The sequence below is a fragment of the Mycobacterium sp. D16Q16 genome, from assembly GCF_002013745.1.
GTDB lineage: Bacteria > Actinomycetota > Actinomycetes > Mycobacteriales > Mycobacteriaceae > Mycobacterium.
This window is the reverse complement of sequence record NZ_MAEY01000027.1, coordinates 63,333-86,171: the sequence shown is the minus strand read 5'-3', so window position 1 is coordinate 86,171 and position 22,839 is coordinate 63,333. Positions and strand designations below refer to the sequence as shown.

22 protein-coding genes and 2 pseudogenes are annotated in these 22,839 nt (G+C 66.7%); 15 read left to right on the top strand and 9 right to left on the bottom strand.

Annotated features, from left to right (window positions below; all coding sequences use genetic code 11):
• Positions 1-88: 88 nt before the first annotated feature.
• The 3 genes and pseudogenes from lpqS to B4394_RS23260 all read left to right on the top strand — a co-directional run bounded on the left by lpqS (position 89) and on the right by B4394_RS23260 (position 1,691).
• On the top strand, positions 89-529 hold the full coding sequence (gene lpqS, locus B4394_RS23270; protein ID WP_078312635.1) for a putative copper homeostasis (lipo)protein LpqS: 441 nt from the start codon (positions 89-91) through the stop codon (positions 527-529).
• 199 nt (positions 530-728) lie between these two features.
• Positions 729-1,256 (top strand): annotated as a pseudogene (locus B4394_RS23265) (carbonic anhydrase); the annotation flags it as partial.
• A 180-nt stretch (positions 1,257-1,436) separates the two neighbouring features.
• Complete coding sequence (locus B4394_RS23260) at positions 1,437-1,691, top strand: hypothetical protein (protein ID WP_502688540.1); 255 nt, start codon at positions 1,437-1,439, stop codon at positions 1,689-1,691.
• A 3-nt stretch (positions 1,692-1,694) separates the two neighbouring features.
• On the opposite strand, the gene B4394_RS23255 is transcribed toward B4394_RS23260, so the two are convergent.
• Positions 1,695-2,756, bottom strand: a complete 1,062-nt coding sequence (locus B4394_RS23255; protein ID WP_078312632.1) for a glycerate kinase family protein — start codon at positions 2,754-2,756, stop codon at positions 1,695-1,697.
• A 22-nt stretch (positions 2,757-2,778) separates the two neighbouring features.
• Here B4394_RS23255 and B4394_RS23250 point away from each other — a divergent pair, with 22 nt between their 5' ends.
• The 5 genes from B4394_RS23250 (at position 2,779) to B4394_RS23230 (ending at position 7,644) form a co-directional block, all read left to right on the top strand.
• On the top strand, positions 2,779-3,453 hold the full coding sequence (locus tag B4394_RS23250) for a DUF3043 domain-containing protein (protein WP_078291479.1): 675 nt from the start codon (positions 2,779-2,781) through the stop codon (positions 3,451-3,453).
• 7 nt (positions 3,454-3,460) lie between these two features.
• The gene (locus B4394_RS23245) at positions 3,461-4,027 is read left to right on the top strand and encodes a bifunctional adenosylcobinamide kinase/adenosylcobinamide-phosphate guanylyltransferase (RefSeq protein ID WP_078316408.1); all 567 of its coding nucleotides are present in this window, start codon (positions 3,461-3,463) and stop codon (positions 4,025-4,027) included.
• Entirely contained in the window at positions 4,024-5,088 is a 1,065-nt protein-coding gene (cobT, locus tag B4394_RS23240) for a nicotinate-nucleotide--dimethylbenzimidazole phosphoribosyltransferase (protein ID WP_078316407.1), read from the top strand. The genes B4394_RS23245 and cobT overlap by 4 nt, the downstream gene beginning before the upstream one ends.
• Positions 5,085-5,843: an adenosylcobinamide-GDP ribazoletransferase gene (locus tag B4394_RS23235; RefSeq protein ID WP_078316406.1), complete on the top strand. Its 759-nt coding sequence runs from the start codon at positions 5,085-5,087 to the stop codon at positions 5,841-5,843. The genes cobT and B4394_RS23235 overlap by 4 nt, the downstream gene beginning before the upstream one ends.
• An 88-nt stretch (positions 5,844-5,931) precedes the next feature.
• The gene (locus B4394_RS23230) at positions 5,932-7,644 is read left to right on the top strand and encodes a metallophosphoesterase (RefSeq protein ID WP_078316405.1); all 1,713 of its coding nucleotides are present in this window, start codon (positions 5,932-5,934) and stop codon (positions 7,642-7,644) included.
• Here the strand turns inward: B4394_RS23230 and B4394_RS23225 are convergent.
• Together B4394_RS23225 and gcvT are read right to left on the bottom strand one after the other, a co-directional pair.
• Positions 7,641-8,744, bottom strand: a complete 1,104-nt coding sequence (locus B4394_RS23225; RefSeq protein WP_078316404.1) for a branched-chain amino acid aminotransferase — start codon at positions 8,742-8,744, stop codon at positions 7,641-7,643. The genes B4394_RS23230 and B4394_RS23225 overlap by 4 nt on opposite strands.
• A gap of 42 nt (positions 8,745-8,786) precedes the next feature.
• Positions 8,787-9,881, bottom strand: coding sequence for a glycine cleavage system aminomethyltransferase GcvT (gene gcvT / locus B4394_RS23220; protein ID WP_078316403.1), 1,095 nt, complete (start codon positions 9,879-9,881; stop codon positions 8,787-8,789).
• Between the two features lie 50 nt (positions 9,882-9,931).
• Here gcvT and B4394_RS23215 point away from each other — a divergent pair, with 50 nt between their 5' ends.
• Positions 9,932-11,440, top strand: coding sequence for a leucyl aminopeptidase (locus B4394_RS23215; protein WP_078316402.1), 1,509 nt, complete (start codon positions 9,932-9,934; stop codon positions 11,438-11,440).
• Between the two features lie 6 nt (positions 11,441-11,446).
• On the opposite strand, the gene B4394_RS23210 is transcribed toward B4394_RS23215, so the two are convergent.
• The gene (locus B4394_RS23210) at positions 11,447-11,788 is read right to left on the bottom strand and encodes an oxidoreductase (RefSeq protein ID WP_078312624.1); all 342 of its coding nucleotides are present in this window, start codon (positions 11,786-11,788) and stop codon (positions 11,447-11,449) included.
• Between the two features lie 48 nt (positions 11,789-11,836).
• Positions 11,837-12,067: a DUF167 domain-containing protein gene (locus B4394_RS23205; RefSeq protein ID WP_078312623.1), complete on the bottom strand. Its 231-nt coding sequence runs from the start codon at positions 12,065-12,067 to the stop codon at positions 11,837-11,839.
• 135 nt (positions 12,068-12,202) lie between these two features.
• On the opposite strand from B4394_RS23205, the gene sucB reads away from it, so the two are divergent.
• From sucB to B4394_RS23180, 5 genes are read left to right on the top strand one after another with little or no spacing between them, the layout of a single operon-like run.
• Positions 12,203-13,963, top strand: a complete 1,761-nt coding sequence (sucB, locus tag B4394_RS23200) for a 2-oxoglutarate dehydrogenase, E2 component, dihydrolipoamide succinyltransferase (RefSeq protein WP_078316401.1) — start codon at positions 12,203-12,205, stop codon at positions 13,961-13,963.
• A 3-nt stretch (positions 13,964-13,966) separates the two neighbouring features.
• A complete protein-coding gene (locus B4394_RS23195) occupies positions 13,967-14,869 on the top strand; it encodes a TIGR01777 family oxidoreductase (RefSeq protein ID WP_078316400.1) in 903 nt (300 codons plus the stop codon).
• A 4-nt stretch (positions 14,870-14,873) separates the two neighbouring features.
• Complete coding sequence (gene lipB, locus B4394_RS23190; protein WP_078312620.1) at positions 14,874-15,569, top strand: lipoyl(octanoyl) transferase LipB; 696 nt, start codon at positions 14,874-14,876, stop codon at positions 15,567-15,569.
• On the top strand, positions 15,566-16,558 hold the full coding sequence (gene lipA / locus B4394_RS23185) for a lipoyl synthase (protein ID WP_078312619.1): 993 nt from the start codon (positions 15,566-15,568) through the stop codon (positions 16,556-16,558). Before lipB ends, lipA begins: the two co-directional genes overlap by 4 nt.
• Before the next feature lie 16 nt (positions 16,559-16,574).
• Positions 16,575-17,327 (top strand): DUF4191 domain-containing protein, encoded by a 753-nt coding sequence (locus B4394_RS23180; RefSeq protein WP_078312618.1) that lies wholly within the window; start codon positions 16,575-16,577, stop codon positions 17,325-17,327.
• Here the strand turns inward: B4394_RS23180 and B4394_RS23175 are convergent.
• Entirely contained in the window at positions 17,314-18,543 is a 1,230-nt protein-coding gene (locus B4394_RS23175) for a cytochrome P450 (RefSeq protein WP_078316416.1), read from the bottom strand. The two genes, B4394_RS23180 and B4394_RS23175, sit on opposite strands and share 14 nt — an antisense overlap.
• Positions 18,544-18,830: 287 nt before the next feature.
• Here B4394_RS23175 and B4394_RS23170 point away from each other — a divergent pair.
• Positions 18,831-19,355: pseudogene (locus tag B4394_RS23170) on the top strand (TetR/AcrR family transcriptional regulator); the annotation flags it as partial.
• Here the strand turns inward: B4394_RS23170 and B4394_RS23165 are convergent.
• The 3 genes from B4394_RS23165 to B4394_RS23155 form a co-directional block, all read right to left on the bottom strand.
• Complete coding sequence (locus B4394_RS23165) at positions 19,238-20,500, bottom strand: lysine N(6)-hydroxylase/L-ornithine N(5)-oxygenase family protein (protein WP_078312616.1); 1,263 nt, start codon at positions 20,498-20,500, stop codon at positions 19,238-19,240. The pseudogene B4394_RS23170 and the gene B4394_RS23165 sit on opposite strands and share 118 nt — an antisense overlap.
• A gap of 16 nt (positions 20,501-20,516) precedes the next feature.
• On the bottom strand, positions 20,517-21,353 hold the full coding sequence (locus B4394_RS23160; protein ID WP_078312615.1) for a GNAT family N-acetyltransferase: 837 nt from the start codon (positions 21,351-21,353) through the stop codon (positions 20,517-20,519).
• A 90-nt stretch (positions 21,354-21,443) separates the two neighbouring features.
• Positions 21,444-22,838: an MFS transporter gene (locus tag B4394_RS23155; RefSeq protein WP_078316399.1), complete on the bottom strand. Its 1,395-nt coding sequence runs from the start codon at positions 22,836-22,838 to the stop codon at positions 21,444-21,446.
• Position 22,839 lies beyond the last annotated feature (1 nt).

Genomic DNA, 22,839 nt, shown 5'->3' with positions numbered 1-22,839 from the left:
TCCTACATCTATGCCCCAGCCCATATGGCCTCGCCCTGTGCCGCAGATACCCGTAGGGGGTATCGCCCGATTGTGCTACCGTACGTCCATGGCGATTCGCGCGCAAGGTCGCGCCCGACTCGCGCTGGTGGTGTTGTTCTTCGGCATGGCCGTCGCGCTGCCAGCCATGCTGCATTGCGTGCCCGGCGACGAGCATCCCAGCCCCCTCGCCGCCCATCACCTTAGCCTGGCCGCGTCCACCACAGCCGACTCACCGACGGCGGGTCGCAGTGCGGCAGTCGATCATTCGCACGCTGACAATGCCGTGCGCGCCGCCCTGTGCCAAAGCGTTGACGGACTCGCTGCGGCATTGCGTGGTGACAACGAACTGCGGGCGCTGGCAGCGTTCATCGCGGCATGTGTAGTCGCGGCTCTTGCCGTGTCGCCACATTTCGGCCTCTCCCGCGACCCGCCGTGGCGAGTCACGAAAGCGGCCTCACCCCGGTCAGGGCGCGTGCTGCTGACCGATCTGTGCATCATCCGACGCTGATCTGCATATCCAGGCCTTCGAATGAGGCCATTCCGGCGGCCGTTCACAGCGGCCCACCGCTGGTCGCGGCCTACCACCGCCGCCCACGTCCACGATTTGTCCACTTAGCCAGCACATATGCATGCGCCTGCACACCGTTTCCCGATTGGGGCTACCCGCCATGACCTCGTTCTTCGACTCACACCACGCCGAGCACTCCAACGCGCTATATCTAGCCTGTTCAGACGGGCCAGTCGTGCCCAACACTGCCAGCACGAACATCAGTGGCGACCTGTTCACCGTCCGCAATGTCGGGAATGTGGTGCCCACCGACCCCGCGGACGCCTCTGTCGATGCCGCCCTGGACTTCGCCGTGAACCAGCTTCAGGTGCGCTCGATCGTGGTGTGCGGACACTCACACTGCGGCGCGATGAAGACACTCCTGTCCGAATCGATCGACGCGCCCACCAGCCCCCTATGCCGGTGGCTCGACTTTGCACGCGAGACGCTGATCGCCTACCGCGACTATCACGTGGCCCGGGTCAGCGCGGCCGCCAGCGGTTTGGACGATGCCGACCAGCTCGCCGTGGTCAACGTTGCCATTCAGGTTGAACGGCTTGTGCGCCACCCGATTCTGGTGGCCGCGGCGGTTTCGGGGCGACTGCGCGTGACCGGGACGTTCTTCAGCGACACCGACGCCCGCCTCTATGAAGTCAGCACCAACGGGCTTCTCGCGCCGCACGGTTAAATACCTTGCCCCGTATATCAATTCGGCGCAGATGGATGTTTGCATGTGATTTGACGCATATTCATCACTATACCCCCCTGGGGTATAGTGATGAATATGCAACGTCGCAGACATCATCGCCAGCACAGGACACCGGGTTCGCGCGCGTCGAGGGGAGCCAAGTTCTCCGCCGCAGCGGCCATGGCAGCCAGTGCCATGACGTTGCTGGCATGGGCCACACCGACTCTCGCGAACGCGCACAACATCGGCGGTGGCGGCAATGCGGCCGACACCGTGCAGCATCTGCAGGGACACGGCTACTCAGTGCAGTTGAACGGCACCGCGGACGCACCGCTGTCTCAATGCGTCGCCACAGATGTCACCGGAGTCCCCAGTGATGAAACAGTTTTCACGACCGTCTACGTGACCGTCTCCTGCCGCGCCCACACCAGCTGACGGCTAGCCGCGTGACCAGTCACGGGCGATCTGGGCGGCCAAGCCGGCCAGCTGACCGGCCGCGTCGTCCATGGCCAGCTGTACAGAGCCCGCGAACTGGGCGATCGATTCGGCCCGCGCGATACCCGCCTGCTCATACTCGGTGGCCGTGAGCGCCACCTGCCCGGCCAGCACCAGCACCCGGGCGCCGGATGCCGCGGCGCGGCTCGCCACCGCTCCGGCCACCTTGCCGTGCAAGGTTTGGTCGTCGAACTTGCCTTCGCCGGTGATCACCAGCTCGACCCGAGCGATCGCAGCATCCAGGCCGGTGTGCTCGGCGACGATCCGCGCCCCCGACTCACGTCGCCCGCCCAGAGCCAGAAGCGCCGCCCCGATTCCGCCCGCGGCGCCTGCTCCGGCGAGATCGCGCACGGAGCGGCCGGTTCCGGCCTCCATCTCGGCGACCCACCCGGTAAGCCTTTCCTCCAGGCGTGTGACGGTCTCCTGGTCGGCTCCCTTCTGCGGGCCGAACACCGCGGCCGCACCACGGGGGCCCAGCAGCGGATGCTCGACATCGCTGGCGACCACCAATTCGGTGGTCGCCAGCCGCCGACGGGCAGCGTCGATCCCGCCAAGACCCTCGATGAGCCCCGCACCCCCGTCGGTGCAACTGCTGCCACCGAGGCCAACCACGATCCGGGTGGCTCCACCATCGAGAGCCGCGGCGATCAGCTGCCCGACCCCGGTGCTGTGGGCACGCCAGGCGGTGTCGGCCGACGGCACGCGCCCCAGCAGCGGCAACCCACAGGCCTGCGCGCACTCGATGTAGGCGGTCATTCCATCGAGTAACCATCCCGCGTCGACGTCATCGTCCAGCGGGCCGCGCACCCGCACCGCGTATCGGTGCGCCGACGGCAGCTGCGCCGCCAGCACGTCAACGAAGCCAGGGCCCCCGTCAGATTGCGGGCTGAGGATGAGAATGTCGTCGGGGCGAGCCCGCCTCCAACCGTCCGCGATGGCGCTCGCCGCCTCGGTGGCGGTGAGCGTGTCGCCGAAGCTGTCGGGCGCCACCAGAATCTGACTCATTCGCGCAGGATAATCTGGGCGTGTGAATCTGCTCGGCCGAAAGAAATCCACCTCCGAAAACGGCACCGTTAACGCTGTCAGCGCGTCCTCTTCGCCGTCCGATGAGACGGACGTCACATCACCGGCGCAGGCCGGAAAGGGCCGCCCCACCCCGAAGCGGGACGCCGGCAAGCGTCGTGGACCTGTCGCTCCGGCCCCGTTGACCAGCGCCGAGGCCCGGCAGCGTCGCAAGTCCCTGCGCGGGCCGAAACTGTCGCGCGCGGAGCGCAAGGCCGAGAACGCCGAGCGGCGCTCCCGGATGGCCGACAGTCGCGAAAAGATGATGGCCGGAGACGAGGCGTATCTGCTGCCCCGGGACAAGGGCCCGGTGCGCGCGTTCGCGCGCGACATCGTTGATTCGCGGCGCAATGTGCTGGGGCTGTTCATGCCCCTGGCGCTATTCCTGATCTTCTCCATGTTCGCGGTGCCGTCCGTCCAGGTTCAGATGTGGATGACCCCGGCGATGCTGGTTCTTATGATCGTCATGATCGTCGACGGCGTCTTCGTCGGCAGACTCGTGAACAAGCGTGTATCCGAGCGTTTCCCGACCAGCGACGAGGGTGGCTTCAAACTCGGCTGGTATGCGGCGAGCCGTGCATCACAGCTGCGCAAGATGCGCGCACCACGTCCCCGGGTGAACCGCGGCGAGCCGGTCTAGCCTCACAGTGTCCGGGGCTCTTCGCGCCAGCGGCTCATCGCCGTCCACCTCTCTGGTGCTCGGCGGAATTCGTTCGGGAAAGTCACGTTTCGCGGAGTCTCTGCTGCCCGCCTCGGGACCCGTGCGATACCTGGCAACCGGGTCGTCGGTCCGTGAGGATGCCGCGTGGGCGCACAGGGTTGCCGCACACCGGTCTCGGCGTCCCGATCACTGGACAACCGCCGAAACAACGGATATCGCCAACGAGCTGCGCACGGGTGAGGCGATGCCGACCCTCATCGACGATCTCGGGGGTTGGCTGACCGCGCTGATGGACAGCTGCGGCGCCTGGGACCGCGGCGGCGAGGTCGTCACCGCCGATATCGGTGCGCTGGTCGACGCGATCGGCGCCTACTCCAGCGACCTGGTGATCGTGAGTCCGGAGGTCGGGCTGTCCATCGTCCCCGCCACCGCATCCGGGCGCCTGTTCGCCGATCAGCTCGGAATCCTGAATCAGGCAGTGGCACAGCGCTGTCAGCGCGTACTCTTGGTGGTGGCCGGCCAGCCGCTGGCGATCAAGGGAGCTACCGCGTGACCAGCGGCGAGGCGCCGCGATTCGCCCCGGTCTCGGCACCCAATCCAGATATCGCCGCCGCCGCCCGCGACCGGCAACGGCAACTCACCAAACCGGAGGGCGCGCTGGGGCGGCTGGAAGAGCTCTCAGTGTGGGTATCGGCCTGCCAGAATCAATGCCCCCCTACGACATTCCGACGGCCGAGGGTGGTCGTTTTCGCCGGTGATCACGGTGTGGCCTCCGGTGGTGTATCGGCATATCCCCCGTCGGTGACAGCCCAGATGGTGCGGAATATCGATGCGGGAGGGGCCGCGGTCAACGTGCTCGCCGCGCTTGCCGGGGCCAGCGTGCGCGTGGTCGACATTGCCGTCGATACCGATGGTTCATTGACCGAATCCCTGGCCGCCCACAAGATTCGCCGCTCCAGCGGCAACATCGCGGTGCAGGACGCCCTCACCCTCGAGCAGACTCACGCCGCGCTGGCCGCCGGGATCGCCCTGGCCGACGCCGAGATCGATGGCGGAGCCGATCTGCTCATCGCGGGCGACATGGGTATCGGCAACACCACGCCGGCAACGGTCTTGGTGGCGGCCTTGACCGCCAGCGAGCCAGTGGCTGTGGTGGGTCGCGGCACCGGGGTCGACGACGCCGGCTGGGCACGTAAGACCGCCGCCGTGCGCGATGCGCTGCGCCGCACCAAAGATGTGCGCACCGACCCGGTCGCATTACTTAGTCGAGCAGGTGGTGCCGATCTGGCGGCAATCGCCGGCTTCGTGGCGCACGCCGCGGTGCGGCGCACCCCCGTGATGCTCGATGGGCTGGTGGTGACCGCGGCGGCATTGGTGGCCGAACAGCTCGCACCGGGGGCGCGACAGTGGTGGCTCGCCGGACATCGCTCCACCGAGCCCGCACATTCTCTTGCCCTGCAACGCCTTCGGCTGGAACCCATATTGGATCTGCAGATGCGGCTGGGCGAAGGTTCCGGCGCGCTCGTCGCGCTGCCCGTCTTGCAGGCCGCCGCGGGCACGCTGGCCCAGATGGCGACGTTCGACGAGGCCCGAATCGACGGGCCAGGCACGTGAACCGGCTGCTGCGGCTACTTCGGCCCGTCGGCGGCGCATTCGAGTTCGCCACCGTGGCACCGGTTCCCGCACGACTCGCCGGGTCGCTCTCGGGTCCGGTATTGGGAGCGCTACCGATGGTAGGCGCCGCCCTGGGTGCGCTGGCCGCGGCCGTCAGCTGGATCATGCACTTCGCGTACATGGCGCCACTGGCCGGGCTGGCAGCGGTCACGGTGATGATCCTCGCGACGCGTGGACTGCATATCGACGGACTGTCCGACACCACGGACGGGCTGGGCTGTTACGGGCCACCGGAGCGCGCGCTCACCGTGATGCGCGACGGTTCGGCGGGACCGTTCGGGGTGGTGGCGGTCGTCATCGCCCTACTGGCGCAGACGTTGTCCTTCGGAGTGCTGGCTTCACGGCAGGAGTGGCTGGCCATCGCGCTGGCGGTCGCGGTGGGACGGGTCAGCGCGGTCGTGGCGTGCCGCCGTGGGGTGCCCGGTGCCGCGCACAGCGGCTTCGGTGCCAGAGTGGCCGGATCTCAACCGCTGTGGCTCGCGGGAGTGTGGGGGCTCGCGGCGATGGCCGTCGGCGTCCTCGCACAGCCCTGGCGGCCGTGGCAGGGGCCGGCCGCGGTGGTCGTCGCGCTCGCCGTCGGTGCGCTCCTGGTACGCCATTGCGTACGCAGGTTCGGCGGCATCACGGGCGACGTGCTGGGTGCGAGCATCGAGGTGACCACCACGCTGGCTGCGCTCGGCTTCACGGCCTCATGACGCGGCGACGAAAGATTCATCAAGAGTTCGTGGCCTCACCGGCCTGTGCGGTCGCGTTATCCGGTGCGGTGGGCCACTATTCGAACCTATGCCGCGCAACCCTGTGAACCCCGCCGGTGAGACACCGGATATGGGGATACCCGAACCGATCGCCCGATCGATGTCGATGGCCGAGCAGTACGAGTGGCATCGCGGGTATCTGGGCCGTCACGCGGTGTCCCGCCGTAACTTCCTTCGCGGGTCGGCTGCGGCCGCCGCGGTCGCCGCACTGGGGGTATCACCGTTTGGGCGGCGTGCGTATGCGGACGACTCCCCCCTGAGCGTGGCCGGCAGGCGCGTCGGGTTCGGCGCCGACTCCTCCAGCCAGCTCAGCTTTTCCGGGCAGCTGTCCAGGAATCCGCACGACACCAAGATCTTTCTCGACCACGGCCCCACGCCTGAACTCGGCGCCTCCCTGGAAGCCGAGGTCCGCAATCTGGTGACACAGATCCCGTCCAGCGACCATGGTGTGCTGGCTGCCGAACAGTTCTACGTCCACGCGCCCGTGCAGGGGATCGGCGGCGGTACGGAGCATTTTTACCGCTGGCGCAGCAGCGACGGGTTCCTCAGCGACACCCGTTCGGCCGCGACGGCCATGCCATCCACACGAAACGCGCTCGCCCCCTTCCGTTTCACCATGATGGGTGATCAGGGCACCGACGAGACTCCGTCACTCCCACCGGGCCTGGCCGCCGGTGAGTACGACGACAACTACTACAGCGCGGACAACGACCCTGCCGTGTCACACACGCAGAACGTCTTGAACCAGATTGTGGCGTGCCGGCCCGATTTCCACATCTTGGCAGGCGATATCGCGTACGCGGACCCGTCCGGAATGGGGAAAAAGCCCCAGTTCGTGCCCTCCGGCGCCAAGCCCGCAACCGGGTTCGACAAGTACAACCCGTTTGTCTGGGATGCCTATCTGACATCCATCGAACCCAGCGCTTCCGTCACACCGTGGATGTTCGCGACCGGTAACCACGACATGGAGGCGGCGTACGGAAACCACGGCTACGGCGGGCATCTGGCCCGTCTCGGTTTTCCCGGCAACGGCCCCACCGGATGCCCCTCGGCGTACTCGTTCACCTACGGCAATGTTGCGGTGCTCTCACTGGACGCCAACGACGTCTCGTATGAGATCCGGGCAAACACCGGATACTCGGGTGGAGCCCAAACTGGTTGGGTGGGAAAAACTTTGGCGGCATACCGCGCCAACCCGAACATCGATTTCATCGTGTGCTTTTTTCACCACTGCGCCTACTCGACGACCCTCTCGCATGCCAGCGACGGTGGCGTCCGCGACGCGTGGTGCGCGCTGTTCGATCGCTATCAGGTGGATCTGGTGCTCCAAGGGCACAACCACGTGTTCGAGCGCACCGATCCCATTCGTGCGGGGCGACCGACCACGGAGGCCGGCGACAATTCCATCGTCTACCCGGAATCGGATGGCACCGTGTACTACACGGTGGGATCCGCGGGCCGGCCCCGCTACGACTTTCAGCCAGGCGAGCCCGAGGGATACCGTGGCCGCGAGCTCGCCGACACACTGGTTCCCAACAGCTATGTCTGGGCGCCCGACGGCAGTAAGCACGCCGAAGCGGTCACGTGGTCGCGGGTGCGCTATCGCAACTATGCGTTCATTCGCGTCGACGTGCGCCCCGGAACCTTCAGCAGCGAAATGGACGTCACCGCCGTCGACGAATACGGCCGCGCCTTCGACACGGTGACCTATCGCCGCCCCGTACGCGCGGCGGCGCCCTAACCGAGCTTGGTGATCCAGCCGTGGGTGTCGGCGAAGGTGCCGCGCTGAATTCCGGTCAACGTGTCGCGCAGCGCCATGGTCACCTCACCCGGTTCCCCATCACCGATGGTGAACTCGCCACTTGAGTGCTTGACGCGGCCAACCGGCGTGATGACCGCCGCGGTGCCGCAGGCGAACACCTCGGTGATCTCACCGGAGGCCGCCTTCTTCTCCAGCTCGTCCACATCGATCTTGCGTTCCTCGATGGCGAAGCCGGCGTCGGAGGCCAGCTGCAACAAGGACTTCCGGGTGACACCGGGCAGCAGTGAACCCGACAATTCGGGAGTCACCAGGCGAGCCTCGCCGTCGCGACCGAACACGAAGAACAGGTTCATACCACCCATTTCTTCGATGTACCGGCGCTCGATGGCATCGAGCCACACCACCTGATCGCAGCCCTCGTCGGCGGCCTGCGCCTGGGCGACCAGCGAGGCGGCGTAGTTGCCACCTGTCTTGGCCGCGCCGATCCCGCCGGGTGCGGCGCGCACGTATTCGTGCGAAAGCCACACGCTGACCGGCTTGATGCCCTGCGAGAAGTACGCACCGGCCGGTGAGGCGATGAGCAGGTACCGGTATTCGGCGGCGGGCCGCACCCCGAGGCCCGCCTCGGTGGCGATGATGAACGGCCGCAAATACAGCGATTCCTCGCCGCCGCCCGGCGGCACCCAGTCGGAGTCGACGGCGATGAGCTGGCGCAGCGATTCGATGAACAGCTCTTGCGGCAGCTCGGGGATGGCGATGCGGCGGCAGGACTGGATCATCCGTTCGGCGTTAGCCTCGGGCCGGAACGCGGCGATGGTCCCGTCGGGTTGCCGGTACGCCTTGAGCCCCTCGAAGACCTCTTGTGCGTAGTGCAACACGATGGCGGACGGGTCAAGAGTGATGGGGCCGTAGGGCACCACTTGCGCATTGTGCCAACCGTTTTCGGTGTTCCAGTCGATGGACACCATGTGGTCGGTGAAGTACTTCCCGAAGCCCGGCGCGGCCAGTACCTCAGCCCGACGCGCCGGGCTGGCCGGAGACGGGTTGAGTTGCCGGGTGAACTCGGGAAGCGGATTCATGCTCGGCAGTCTAGCTGTCCGCTGTCGCCACATCCGAACCCATTATCCGACGTTGACGTCCACGAACGGCGGTTTGACGACCTCGCATTCGATCTCCCGGCCACGCACGTCGACAGCGACGGTGTCCCCGTCGGCGATCTGAGCAGAGCTGTCCAGCAGGGCCAGGGCGATACCGGTCTTGAGGGTCGGCGAGAAGGTGCCCGAGGTAGTCACCCCTACCGGCTCGCCACCCGAGAGCACCGTAAGATCGGGGCGCAACACGCCCCGGCCGGTGGCTCGCAGGCCGCGCAGGGTACGGCGCGGACCCTCCGCCTTCTCTTGAGTGAGGGCATCACGGCCCCAGAACGCGTCCTTCTTCCAGCCGACGGCCCACCCGGCCCTGGCCTGGACCGGGCTGATGTCGGCGGAGAGCTCATGCCCGTGCAGCGGATAACCCATCTCGGTGCGCAGCGTGTCGCGTGCGCCCAGACCGGCAAGCTGACCGCCCGCCGCGGTGATCGCCGGCAACAGCGCATCGAACACCGCACCGGCAGCGTCCCAGGACGGCAGCAGCTCGTAGCCGTGTTCCCCGGTGTAGCCGGTCCGGCACACGCGCACCGGCAGACCGTCGAGCGTCGCGTCCGCGTAGGCCATGTATTCCATATCCGTTGGCAGTCCGAGCCCTTGCAGCACGTCCGCCGACTTAGGCCCCTGCACGGCCAGCACCGCGTAGTCGCGGTGCTGGTTGGTGATCGTGATGCCCTCGGGGGCCTTCTCCTGCAGAGCGGCCACCACCGCGGCCGTGTTGGCGGCATTGGGCACCAGGAAGATCTCGTCATCGGAGACGTAGTAGGCGATGAGGTCGTCGACGACACCCCCGGTCTCGGTGCAACACAAGGTGTACTGGGCCTTGCCCGGTCCAATCTTGTTGAGATCGTTGGTAAAGCATGTATTGATGAAGGCTGCGGCGCCCGGTCCGCGCACCAGCGCCTTACCCAGGTGGCTCACGTCGAACAGGCCGACAGCCTCGCGGGTAGCGGTGTGCTCCCCCACTGTGCCGGCGTATGACACCGGCATGTTCCAGCCCCCGAATTCAGCGAAGGTGGCGCCCTGCGCGGCGTGCCGATCGTGAAGTGGGCCGAGTAACAGATCCGTCATGGCGTTCACCCTAATTGGCGCATCATTCGCTTTCACTAGGCTATGAGCCTATGAGCGCATACACGGCACCTTCGTTCACCCTGGCCACATCCATTCCGCAGCGCGGGGTCTCCGCGGCAGTACTGCTCGTGGGCGTGCGCCCCAGCGAGAAGGAATCCGACAAGGGCCCCAAGGTGGCCGACGCCCAGCTGCTGGACAAGGCGGTCGTCAAGTCCATCGAGGCCGCGCTCAAGGCAGTCGGGGCAACTGGCTCGGCCGAGCAGCTCACCCGGGTGGTCGTGGACGGGCTGCCGGTGGCCAGTGTGCTCGCGGTAGGACTGGGCAAGGCCGACACCGCCGAGTCGATCCGTCGCGCCGCCGGGGTCGCCGCACGGTCACTCGACAGCGTCGAAACCCTGGTGACCACGCTGTCCGCGCAGGATGTCGACGCCACCGTGCAGGGGCTGGTGCTGGGCGGATACCGCTTCGCGGAATTCCGCAGCGCCAAGACGGCACCGAAGGATGCTGGGCTGCAGAAGGTTACGTTGCTCGTCGGCGACAAAGGGCGCGCACAGAAGGACGCCATGGAGCGCGGTGCCGCCGTCGCCGCTGCTGTCGTGATTGCCCGCGATCTGGTGAACACTCCGCCCAGCCACCTATTCCCCGCCGAATTCGCCAAGCGCGCAAAGACGTTGGCGGCGGCCGAGGGTATCGAGGTCGAGGTCCTCGACGAGAAGGAACTGGCCAAGGGCGGCTACGGCGGTGTCGTGGGAGTGGGCAAGGGCTCCTCGCGCCAGCCGCGCCTGGTGCGATTGACCTATCGCGGCGCGAAGGGCAAGAAAGCCAAGACGGTCGCTCTGGTGGGCAAGGGCATCACCTTCGACACGGGCGGCATCTCGATCAAGCCGGCCGGCGGTATGGAGAACATGACCTCCGATATGGGTGGGGCGGCAGCGGTTATCGCGGTCACCGTGCTGGCGGCCCGCCAGCAGTTGCCGATCGACGTGATCGCGACGGTACCCATGGCCGAGAACATGCCGTCGTCGACGGCGCAGCGTCCCGGTGACGTGTTGACCCATCTGGACGGCACCACCGTCGAGGTGATCAACACCGACGCCGAGGGCCGACTGATCCTCGCTGACGCGATCGTGCGGGCCTGCCAGGACGAGCCCGATTACCTGATCGACACCGCGACGCTGACCGGTGCGCAGGTGGTGGCGCTGGGTACGCGCACCCCCGGCGTGATGGGCACCGACGAGTTCCGGGACCGAGTGTCGTCGATCTCGCAGTCCGTGGGCGAGAACGGCTGGGCCATGCCGCTCCCCGAGGAACTGCGCGACGATCTCAAGTCCCGGGTGGCCGACCTGGCGAACGTCACCAATCACCGCAACGGCGGCATGCTGGCGGCCGGGTTGTACCTGCGCGAGTTCGTCGCCGACGGCGTGCAATGGGCACATATCGACGTCGCGGGCCCGGCGTTCAACACCGGCGGACCGTGGGGCTACATCTCCAAGGGCGGCACCGGTGTGCCGGTGCGGACCATCTTCGGGGTGCTGGAAGACATCGTCGAGAACGGGTAAGCGCCGCTAGGCGCCTTCCTCGGCCGCGCGGCGCTTGAGAATTCGCTGCCGGGCGTCGTAATCACGTTTGCGTTGCGGGTACCCGGTGCGGTGCACGTCGTACACCGGGATTTTGAGCCTCTCGGAGATTCGCCGCGCACCAGCTACCCCGCCGACGCGGCGGCGAGTCCACTCACCATCACCTGCGATGAGAATCACGGTGACGTCGGAGAAGTTGGTTTGCGGTTCGACATAGGCCTCCACGCCGGTGCGCGCCGCGGCCCAGGCCGCGAGGTAGCGCACATCGTCGTTCGTGCCCTGTGTGGTCTGCCCCCCGCGGTTGCTTCGAAAGGCGTCGAGCCATGCCATGCGTCCATGGTGCCAGCTAATCCTGAGATCACGCTGTCATCCGCGTGGTCATCCCACTGAGAATCGCTTCAGTCTGCTGGTCTGCCCGGCAACGATCCGCACCGTCGATTTCGGCACGTCCAAATACTCGGCAAGCAACGCGACGGCAGCCTTGTTGGCTTTGCCGTCGATCGCCGGCTCCCGCACGAAGAGGGTCAACGCGCCGTCGTCGGCAACCTCGACAACAGGCCCCTTGCGGCTGCCGGGCTTGATGACGCAGACGACTGTGCGCACACTCACCCTTCGATCTTGGACCCGGGCAGGCGCGCCGTTCCACTCAGTGACAGGATTGACCCGCTGGCCACGTCGCTGTGGTAAGCCAGATATGTCCACATTGTGTGAGCCGCTATCGGAACCTTTTCAGGAGTGGAAACCATGGCCTTCTCCGTCCAGATGCCCGCCCTCGGTGAGAGCGTGACCGAAGGGACGGTGACACGGTGGCTCAAGCAAGAGGGCGACACGGTCCAAGTCGACGAGCCATTGCTCGAGGTCTCCACCGACAAGGTGGACACCGAGATCCCCGCTCCCACTTCGGGTGTGCTGACCAAGATCAGCGCCCGTGAGGACGACACCGTCGAGATCGGTGGCGAGCTCGGCGTAATCAGCGAGGCCGGCGAAGCAGCCCCCGCGGAGTCGGCGCCCGCCCCCGCAGCGGCCGCGCCCGCTCCGGAACCTGCACCAACGCCCGCACCGGAACCCGAACCGGCGCCAGCGCCGACACCGGCTGCTGCTCCTGCCCCAGCGGCCGCCGCCGCTCCGGCGGGCCCCGGCACCTCGGTCACGATGCCCGAGCTCGGCGAGTCCGTCACCGAGGGCACTGTGACCCGCTGGCTCAAGAAGGTCGGCGACGAGGTCGGGGTGGATGAGCCGCTCGTCGAGGTATCCACGGACAAGGTCGACACGGAGATTCCGTCCCCGGTCGCCGGTGTGCTGCTGAGCATCTCGGCCAATGAGGACGACACCGTCGCCGTGGGTGGCGAACTCGCCGTTGTCGGGGCAGCTGGTGCCGCTCCCGCCGCGGCACCCGCACCCGCGCCTGCCCCCGAACCCGAGGCAGCGCCTACGGCACCGCCCGCGCCTCCGGCACCTGCACCCGCACCTGTCGCACCCCCTGCGCCCGCGCCCGCAGCTGCCCCGGCACCTGCCGCGCCCGCACCTGCTCCAGCGGCGGCTCCCGCCGCCACTGACGGCGCAAGCGATAACCCATATGTCACGCCGCTCGTGCGCAAGCTCGCCGCTGAGAACAACGTGGACCTGTCCGCGCTGACCGGCAGCGGCGTGGGTGGACGCATCCGCAAGCAGGACGTCCTGGCTGCTGCCGAAGCAGCCAAGGCCCCCGCTCCGGCAGCAGCTCCCAAGGCGGCCGGAGCCCCTGCGCCGTCGACTCCGGCAGCTCCGGCTGCGCTGGCACACCTGCGTGGAACCACGCAGAAGGCCAACCGGATTCGCCAGCTGACCGCCAAGAAGACGCGCGAGTCGCTGCAGCAGACCGCACAGCTGACGCAGACCCACGAGGTCGATGTCACCAAGATCACGGCACTGCGTGCTCGCGCCAAGGCCACCTTCGCCGAGCGCGAGGGCGTCAACCTGACATTCCTGCCCTTCTTCGCCAAGGCCGCGGTCGAGGCGCTCAAGGCGCACCCGAACGTCAACGCGAGTTACAACGAAGACACCAAGGAGATCACCTACTTCGACGCCGAGCACCTGGGTATCGCGGTCGACACCGATCAGGGGCTGCTGTCTCCGGTGATCCACAATGCCGGTGACCTGTCGCTGGCCGGGCTGGCCCGCGCCATCGCCGATATCGCCGGTCGCGCACGTTCGGGGAACCTCAAGCCCGACGAGCTCGCCGGCGGCACCTTCACCATCACCAACATCGGCAGCCAAGGTGCGCTGTTCGATACCCCGATCCTGGTGCCGCCGCAGGCCGCCATGCTCGGCACTGGTGCAATCGTGAAGCGTCCCAGGGTTATCCGTGACGACGCGGGCAACGAGTCGATCGGCATCCGGTCGGTCTGCTACCTGCCACTGACCTACGATCACCGCCTGATCGACGGAGCCGACGCGGGGCGGTTCCTCACCACGATCAAACATCGCCTGGAAGAGGGGGCTTTCGAGGCGGACCTGGGTCTGTAGCTCATGCGCATCGTCATCGCCGGCTCCTCGGGGGTGATCGGGTCGGCGCTTGTCGCGTCACTGCGTGCCGCAGACCACACCGTGGTCCGACTGGTTCGCCGCGACCCGATGGGCCCCGATGAACAGCGCTGGGATCCGGCGAGCGGGCAAATAGAATCCGGCGCTCTGGACGGTGCCGATGCCGTCGTCAACATGTGTGGCGTCGGCGTCGGCGACAAACGGTGGTCGGGCGCCTACAAACAAGAGATCTACGACAGCCGCGTCATCCCTACCGAGGTGCTGGCCGGTGCCGTCGCCGATGCTGGCATACCGGTGTTGATCAACGCCTCCGCGGTCGGCTACTACGGCGACAGCGGAGACCGCGTCATCGACGAAACCGCATCCAGCGGTGACGGTTTCCTCGCTCGCGTGTGCGTCGACTGGGAGGGAGCAACCGAGGAGGCCGCGCAAGCCGGAGCCCGGGTGGTGATCGTCCGCACCGGCCTGGTGCTGTCCCCCGCCGGCGGCCTCTTCGGCAGGTCACGCCCGTTGTTCTCCCTCGGCCTCGGTGCACGGCTGGGCAACGGGCGCTGGTACATGCCCTGGATCAGCCTTGAAGACCAGATCCGTGCCCTCGAGTTCGCATTGACCGAATCGGCCCTCTCGGGCCCGGTCAACCTGACCGGGCCCGCACCGGTGACCAATGCGGAGTTCACCGCAGCCCTGGCCCGGACGCTGCATCGCCCCACCCTGCTGGTGGCACCGCAATTCGCGTTGCGCGCCATCTTCGGCGAGTTCGCCGATGCCGAACTGACCCGCAGCATGCGGGTCATCCCCGCGGTCCTGGAACGGCACGGATTCGAGTTCGAGCACCACACCATCGGCGAGGCGCTGGCCTACGCCAACAACAGTCGACCAATGAAGTGAGATAATGGAACCCGTGCACCGCACTCATGGATCCATCCGATCCAGCGCAGATCCCGTCGTCGTACGGGATCTGGGCGTGATCGACTATGAGGCGGCCTGGGAGCTGCAGCGCGACCTTGTCGAGGCGCGCGTCGCCGGCGGACCCGACACCCTGCTGACCCTGCAGCATCCGGCGGTGTACACCGCCGGCCGGCGCACCGAGGCGCAGGAACGGCCCATCAACGGCGCACCCGTCATCGACACCGACCGCGGCGGCAAAATCACCTGGCACGGACCGGGTCAGCTGGTCGGCTACCCGATCGTGCGATTGGCCGAGCCCATCGACGTGGTGAACTACGTTCGGCGCCTAGAAGAATCGATCATCGCGGTGTGCGCACAGCTGGGTGTGCAGACCAAGCGCGTCGATGGCCGCTCCGGCGTGTGGCTAGCCGCGGGCGGCGGGAAGCCCGAACGCAAGATCGCCGCGATCGGGGTCCGCGTGCAGCGCGGCGTCACCATGCACGGCTTCTCCCTCAACTGCAATAACAGTCTGGACGCGTACCTGCCGATCGTGGCCTGCGGCATCAGCGACGCCGGTGTGACGACGCTCTCCGCCGAGCTGGGCCGGGACGTCACCATCGACGAGATACATGACCAGGTGATTACCTCGGTGCTCGACGCACTCGAGGGACGGCTGGCAGTCGGGGCGGTCGGAGCATGACCGAACCCCGCAAGCTGCTGCGACTGGAAGTTCGCAACGCCCAAACCCCCATCGAACGCAAGCCGGACTGGATCCGCACCCGCGCCAAGATGGGCCCCGAGTACAAGGAACTCAAGGCGCTGGTGCGCACGGGCGGTCTGCACACCGTGTGCGAGGAAGCCGGATGCCCCAACATCTTCGAATGCTGGGAAGACCGCGAGGCCACCTTCCTCATCGGCGGCGAGCAGTGCACCCGTCGCTGCGATTTCTGCCAGATCGACACCGGCAAGCCCGCTGACCTGGACCGAGACGAGCCTCGGCGGGTGGCCGAGAGCGTGCACACCATGGGCCTGCGGTACTCGACAGTCACCGGGGTGGCACGGGACGACCTGCCCGACGGCGGCGCCTGGCTGTACGCCGAAACCGTGCGGTACATCAAGGAGCTCAATCCGGCCACGGGTGTGGAGCTGCTCATCCCGGACTTCAACGCCGTCCCCGAGCAGCTCGACGAGGTGTTCGCATCGCGGCCCGAGGTGCTGGCGCACAACCTGGAGACGGTGCCGCGAGTGTTCCGCCGTATCCGGCCCGCGTTCAGCTATGAGCGAAGCCTGTCGGTGATCACCGCCGCGCGTGAGGCGCAGCTGGTGACCAAGAGCAACCTGATTCTCGGCATGGGCGAGACCAACGACGAGATTCGCGAGGCACTTGTCGCACTGCACGAGGCGGGCTGCGACATCATCACCATCACCCAGTATTTGCGGCCCTCACCGCGACACCATCCGGTTGATCGCTGGGTCAAACCGCAAGAATTCGTGGAACTTTCGGATTTTGCGGAGGGTCTGGGCTTCGCCGGTGTGATGGCCGGGCCGCTGGTGCGTTCCTCGTACCGGGCGGGGCGGCTGTACGCGCAGGCGATGGCTCACCATGGACGCCCGCTGCCCGCGGGGCTGGTGCACCTGGCGTCGGCCGGGTCGGCTGCCCAGGAGGCAGTGAATCTCATCGCGCGCTGAGACTTAGACTCGGTACATGCCTAAATCACTGAATCCCGCCGAGGCCAAGGCCGCCAAGGCCGAGGTAAAGGCGCGCCGCAAGGCCGAATCAAAGGCGCGCCGCGCCCAGATGTGGCAGGCCTTCCAGATTCAGCGCAAGGAAGACAAGCGTCTCCTGCCGTACATGATCGGCGCTTTCGTGCTGATCGTCGCGGCGTTCGCGGTCGCCGGGTACTTCGCGGGCGGGATCAGCGTGTTCATGTTCCCGATCCTGGGCGTGGTGCTCGGCCTGCTGGTGGCGTTCATCATCTTCGGCCGGCGCGTGCAGAAATCGGTGTTCACCAAGGCCGAGGGCCAGAAGGGTGCCGCGGGCTGGGCGCTGGATAACATGCGCGGAAAATGGCGGGTCACCACCGCGGTCGCGGGTACGACACAGCTCGACGTCGTGCACCGGGTCATCGGCCGTCCCGGCATCATCTTCGTCGCAGAAGGTGCTCCCGGCCGGCTGGGCCCGCTCTTGGCTCAGGAGAAGAAGCGCACCGCTCGCGTCGTCGGCGATACACCGATCTACGACGTCATCGTCGGCAACGAGGACGGTCAGGTTCCGCTGTCCAAGCTGGAGCGCCACCTCACCAAGCTTCCCGCCAACATCACCGCCAAGCAGATGGACTCCCTGGAGTCCCGGCTGTCGGCGCTGGGTTCACGCGCCGCGGCCATGCCGAAGGGCCCGATGCCCGGAGGTCAGGCGAAGGCACGCGGCGGGATGCAGCGCACCATCAGGCGCCGGTAGCTCGCAGGCTGAGCTCCAGCTCCAGCCTGTGGTGCCGACGCACCATGATGCTCGGAACCCACTGGGCACCGCCGGGTTTGATCGTGAATTCGTGTGTCCGATCAAGCAACAGGTTGATCGCGGTACGCGCCTCCAAACGCGCCAGCGCCGCCCCCACGCAGAAATGCAGCCCCTTGCCAAAGGTGATGTGACTGCGGGGACTTGGCCGGTCAAGGCGCAGGGCGTCGGGGTCCTCGAAGATCGCCGGATCGCGGTTGGCCGCGCCCCACATCAGGGTGAGGTGGCTGCCCGCGGGCAGCTCGACCCCGCCGAGCGAGGTGTCTGCCACGACGTGGCGGTGATGCCCGCGAAACGGCGACTCCAGTCGAAGGGCCTCTTCCAGGAAGGTCGGCAACAGCGCACGGTCGTCGCGAACGCGCCGCTGCAGTTCGGGGTTCTCGCCGAGGATGCGCACCGCGTTACCCATCAATCCCGCGGTGGACTCACCACCGGCGCCGACCAGCTGCACCAGGATCATCACGCCGATATCCAAGGAGATATCTCCCCGGTTACACGCCTGCGCCAGGTATCCGAGCAGGTTCTCCCCGGGCGCGGCCAGTTCCTTCTCCAGGTGTTCACGCAGGTAGAGGATCAGGTACATGGTGTCCGTGACGACCTGAGTCTGCCGCTGGGCGGTGTTGAGCCCGCCGAGCATCTCGGTGCTGGAATAGCCCCACTGCACCAGTTGCGGCACATCCTCATCCGGCAGGCCGATCAGCCGGGCCACCATCGTCATCGGCAACGCGTCGCCCATCGCGGCCATCCAGTCGATGCCGTCGCCGTCGACTCCGCGTTCCCACAACCGCGTCCCGGTCGCAGCCATGACGGGTTCCAGTGCGGTCATCCGCTTGGCGACCAATGTCGGCAGCACCAGTTTGCGATGCGCATGATGGACCGGATCGTCGCCGGTGGCCAGGACATGGGTGGGGTCGGCGACCGGCCCCATCACGGCAACCGTCGGCCCGGCCCCGGAGTCCCCGGATTTCATGAGCGCGGCGGTGAGGTTGGACGAGAAATCCTCGGTGCGCTCGGTGGCCTCCACGACGAGATCCCAGCGCGAGACGAAGTAGAAGCCGGAATCACCGACGGGCCATACCGGCGCCGTCTCGCGCAGCCTCCGATAGAACGGATAGGGATCCTCCAGGACCTGCGGGTCGAACAATTCCACGGTGCTCATCATCTACGAGGCTGACAGACCGGAAAACCGCACGTCAAGGCATTCGCGAAACTGAGAAGCACCTGTTCAGGGACATGATCCACGGCGTCTCACGGCACCCATCCCACCTGCGCACATGGTGAGAATTACTGAGAATTCTGTCTCATATTGAGATAGATTCGGGCACAATGTCACCGTACTCGGACTGGTTGCACAAGGGTGACCGTCATCGCGCGGCCGCCGATCGCATCGTGTCGGTCGCGGCCAAGCAGATCGCGCGCCACGGGCTGGACCGGCTGAACCTCGATGCGGTGGCCCGCGAGGCGGGGTGCTCCCGCGCGACGGTGTATCGGCATATTGGCGGCAAGACGGCGATTGTCGATGCCGTGTTGGCCCGAAACATCGCGAGTGTCACCTCAGATATTCAGCGGGCGGTCGAGTCCGCGGAGGCGCGGCGGCGTGCGGTCACCGCCATCACCGCATCGTTGACCGCAATCCGTAACGATCCCGTCGTCAGTGCGATGGTCGCGACGATGTCTCCGGCCTCGCTCGGGTCCTACCTGACCCCATCCTCCGAGATCCCGCGTTCGGCCTCTACGTTCACTGGCCTTGCCGATGAGACTGCCGCACAATGGATTTCACGCGTGGTGATGGCATTTCTGTTCTGGCCCGCGACAGATCCAGCACTGGAATCGGAGATGATCGAGCGGTTCGTCTACCCGGTCTTGAAAGATGCCACGGCGTCGCGGGTCTCCGCCTCGGCGGCCAGCGAATCCACGATCTCTCCGGCCCGCACCGCGACATTGGACAGCAACGAGGAAGACAGTCCGTGACTGTGCTCCACCGATCCGTTGAGGTAGATGTCCCCCGGGGCATCCGACCGTGCCCGTAGCCGGTAATCGCGTTCGACAATCGGCAGGCCATCCGCGTCGAACTCGTAACACGAGGCCAGCGCTCCCAGGAAGGCTCGCACATCCAGCGGCCGGTATCCGGTGGCGTACACCACCAAATCGCAGTCGAGTAGCTCGGTCGAGGATGTCGGCAGATGCGTCACGGCGAGGCGTACCCGTTCCGCAGCCTCGTCGACGGCAGCGATTTTCGAGGCGTTGTGCATCCACAGTCGCCGCTGCCCACTGACCCGCTCCCGGTACTCACGGTCATACAGATCGGCGATCAGCGGGGAATCGACCGCGGCGTAGTTGGTGTCGCGGTGATAGTCGACCAGCTGGCGGCGCACCTCGGCGGGCGCGCCATAGAAGTCGTCCACCGCGGCCGGATCGAAAATCCGGTTCGCGTAGGGACTGTCATCGGCCGGACTGTATCCGTAGCGGGCAAAAATGGCATGCACCTGAGCATCGGGATACCTGTTATGCAGGTACGCCACCGCCTCCGCGGCACTTTGCCCGGCACCCACCACCGCGACGCGAGCGGGCGATCCTTCCAGCGCGTCGAGTCTGGTCAACAGCTGGCTACTATGCCATTGCCGTGCAGTGGGATTGATGCCGGACGGCATCGCCGGGAACGTTCCACAGCCCAGAACCAGCGCCCGCGCACGCATCAGGCGATCCGGCGACCGCTCGGTGGTGTCCTGCAGTCGCACCTGGAATCCCTCAGAGGCCGCCTGAATTCCGATCAGCCGCGAGGAGTAGCTGACATCGGCCCCGAGCGCCTGCTGCGCCCAATCCAAGTAGTCGTGGAACTCTTCCCGCGTCGGAAAGAAACTCTGCTGGTTGATGAAGTCCGGCAGCCGCCCACGCTCCGTCAAATAGTTGACAAAGGTGTAGTCGCTCTTGGGATTACGCAGGGTCACAAGATCTTTGAGAAAAGCGACCTGCATCCGCGCCCCCGGGATGAGCATGCCGCGATGCCACCCGAATTGAGCCTGAGCGTCGACGAACTTGGCCGATGCCCGGTGCGGATGCTCGGCGAGCGCTATCGCGAGCGCAAGGTTCGATGGCCCGAATCCGACCCCGAGCACATCGCAACACGCATGGCTATCCGAGGGCAAGGGACCGCTCCAGACGCTCTAAATAACGTTGCCGCGCAGTGTCCTTGGTGACCAGTACCAAGAAGTCCGCCATGTCGAACTCCGGGTCAAAGGAAGGCGGTCCGCAGATGCGCCCGCCGATGCGCAGGCATCCGTGCAGCAGTGGTGGGATCTTCGCCTTTTCCTGGGGCGGGATCTCCTCCAGCGGCACACCGTCGACCACGACCGGGTGGCGCGGTATGACCCGATACTCGTCGGGGGCCGCGAACCGTTGCGCGAAATCGTGCACCGAGCGCACCAACGATCCTCGTGGCCCACCGTCTTCCATCCGGACCGATAGACAGCCAATCGCGTACTGATGCTCGGTCATCTGCTGGTACCGGAAAATTCCGGCCCACAAGATCCCCATGACCGCACCGTTGCGATGTTCGGGCGCGACGGTAACTCTGCCGATCTCAACCAGTTTGGGCCGCAGCGGGTCGAGTGCGGACGCGTCGAACATCGAGTCGGTGAACGTCTCCCCCGCCGCCTCGTATCCCTCGGGCGGGAGCAGCCGGCAACAGCCGATGATGGCTCCGGTGTCCTCGTCGCGAGCCAACAGGTGATCGCAATAGGGATCCAGCTTGTCCACATCGATCATTTCGCCCGTGATCGGCCCACGAACGGCATGCGGCAACGGCGCCCCCATTTCGTCGGCGAACGCCTGATACCGAAGCCGTTGTGCGGCTTCAACTTCAGCCGGATCAGACGACAGGACAATGCTGTACCGCGGCCGCGGGTTCGCGTCCGTCCCCCGATCGGAACCGACACCGGGCGCTGCGATGAGAACCGCCGCGCTCTCCATGATCGAAAGCTACTCCCTCTGTCTACGGCTCACCACCGCAATGCACAAATACCCGTGGGCATCCGTACAGGCAGGCGCGATCACCGATGGCTAGATAGCTAGCGACTCTCCGGTGGCCGGATCGTGCGAGCGACTCATCGTAGCCACCGCGAGCAGAATCAGCGAAACGAGCGCCGCGCAGGCCGCCGCGAGCGCCCCCAGCGTCAGCACGCTGTCGATGCCCGCTGCGCCTGCGGCCCTGGCCCCGGTCTTGCCGGCGGCGGCATGCCCGAACGCCACACCCATACCCGCCACACCCAGAAGAATGCCGATCTGACGGCCCGTGCTCACCGCCCCGGTCGCCATCCCGGCGTCGCCCAACGGCACGAACCGCAGTGCGGCATCGGACGTCATCGCCGAGAGCGCACCCAGCCCCAGCCCGGCCAGCGTGGAGCCGACAATGAAGTGGGTCCAGACCGTATCGGCATGGGCCCCCGTCGCGGCCCATAATCCGATCGCCACCAGCGCCACGCCTCCGGGAATGGTGACCATGGTGGGCAGCCGCCGGCCGACCAGAATCCCCAACGGCGCCCCCGCGATGGTCGCGAGTGTCAGCGGACCGGCACGCAGGCCCGTCTCAAAAGCGTTGTAACCCAGCGTATTCATGAAGTACAACGCCAGATAGTTGGTAGCCGCGATGAGCGTGCCGGCGGCCGCGGCCGCGGCGACCCACACCCCGGCGAAACCCGGCGAGGTGACCAGCCGCAGGCTCAGCATGGGCGCCGGCGCACGGCCCTCCCACCAGAAGAACAGCACCAGAGCCAGCACGGCACCGACCCCCAGTGAGCCGGATGTCGTGGCCCCAATTCCCCCGTCGTGCAGCGAGATCACCGAGAAGACACCGGTAACCAGCCCGAAGGTGAGCAGCATCGTGCCTACCCAGTCGACGGGCCGCAGCTCGTCGGCGCGGGTCTCCGGGAGGTGGCGCACGGCAATCACCAACGCGATCAGACCCACCGGCAGGTTGACCAGGAAAATCGACTGCCACCCGAAATGTGTGACGAGGAACCCGCCCAGCAGCGGGCCGGCGGCGCTGCCCGCACCCATCACCGCGCCGTAGATCGCGATGGGGGCACCGCGGCGCTCCTGCGGATACTCCGCGGCGATGATCGGCAGCGATACCGCCAGCAGGATCGCCCCGCCGATGCCTTGCGCAGCACGCACCCCGATCAGCATGGGTGCACTGCTCGAGAGCGCGCAGCCCAGCGAGGCCGCGGTGAACAGCACCATGCCCAGCAGATAGAGCCGTCGACGGCCCAGACGATCACCGAGGGTGGCAGCGGTGAGCAGCAGCCCCGCCATCGGCAGCGCGTAGGCATCGATGACCCATTGCAGATCGGCGAGGTCGGCCCCCAGCGACGACTGCAGGTCCGCCAGCGCACTCGACACAATCGTCATGTCGAGCAGCAGCATGAACACCGCCAAACAGACGGCGAGCAGAACCATC

What these genes read in the sequence shown, in the direction of transcription:
- lpqS (WP_078312635.1), top strand. Translation starts at nt 89, where the DNA reads ATGGCGATTCGCGCGCAAGGTCGCGCCCGACTCGCGCTGGTGGTGTTG.
- B4394_RS23260 (WP_502688540.1), top strand. Translation starts at nt 1,437, where the DNA reads ATGGCAGCCAGTGCCATGACGTTGCTGGCATGGGCCACACCGACTCTC.
- B4394_RS23255 (WP_078312632.1), bottom strand. Translation starts at nt 2,756, where the DNA reads ATGAGTCAGATTCTGGTGGCGCCCGACAGCTTCGGCGACACGCTCACC.
- B4394_RS23230 (WP_078316405.1), top strand. Translation starts at nt 5,932, where the DNA reads ATGCCGCGCAACCCTGTGAACCCCGCCGGTGAGACACCGGATATGGGG.
- B4394_RS23225 (WP_078316404.1), bottom strand. Translation starts at nt 8,744, where the DNA reads ATGAATCCGCTTCCCGAGTTCACCCGGCAACTCAACCCGTCTCCGGCC.
- gcvT (WP_078316403.1), bottom strand. Translation starts at nt 9,881, where the DNA reads ATGACGGATCTGTTACTCGGCCCACTTCACGATCGGCACGCCGCGCAG.
- B4394_RS23215 (WP_078316402.1), top strand. Translation starts at nt 9,932, where the DNA reads ATGAGCGCATACACGGCACCTTCGTTCACCCTGGCCACATCCATTCCG.
- B4394_RS23210 (WP_078312624.1), bottom strand. Translation starts at nt 11,788, where the DNA reads ATGGCATGGCTCGACGCCTTTCGAAGCAACCGCGGGGGGCAGACCACA.
- sucB (WP_078316401.1), top strand. Translation starts at nt 12,203, where the DNA reads ATGGCCTTCTCCGTCCAGATGCCCGCCCTCGGTGAGAGCGTGACCGAA.
- B4394_RS23195 (WP_078316400.1), top strand. Translation starts at nt 13,967, where the DNA reads ATGCGCATCGTCATCGCCGGCTCCTCGGGGGTGATCGGGTCGGCGCTT.
- lipB (WP_078312620.1), top strand. Translation starts at nt 14,874, where the DNA reads ATGGAACCCGTGCACCGCACTCATGGATCCATCCGATCCAGCGCAGAT.
- lipA (WP_078312619.1), top strand. Translation starts at nt 15,566, where the DNA reads ATGACCGAACCCCGCAAGCTGCTGCGACTGGAAGTTCGCAACGCCCAA.
- B4394_RS23180 (WP_078312618.1), top strand. Translation starts at nt 16,575, where the DNA reads ATGCCTAAATCACTGAATCCCGCCGAGGCCAAGGCCGCCAAGGCCGAG.
- B4394_RS23175 (WP_078316416.1), bottom strand. Translation starts at nt 18,543, where the DNA reads ATGAGCACCGTGGAATTGTTCGACCCGCAGGTCCTGGAGGATCCCTAT.
- B4394_RS23160 (WP_078312615.1), bottom strand. Translation starts at nt 21,353, where the DNA reads ATGGAGAGCGCGGCGGTTCTCATCGCAGCGCCCGGTGTCGGTTCCGAT.
- B4394_RS23155 (WP_078316399.1), bottom strand. Translation starts at nt 22,838, where the DNA reads ATGGTTCTGCTCGCCGTCTGTTTGGCGGTGTTCATGCTGCTGCTCGAC.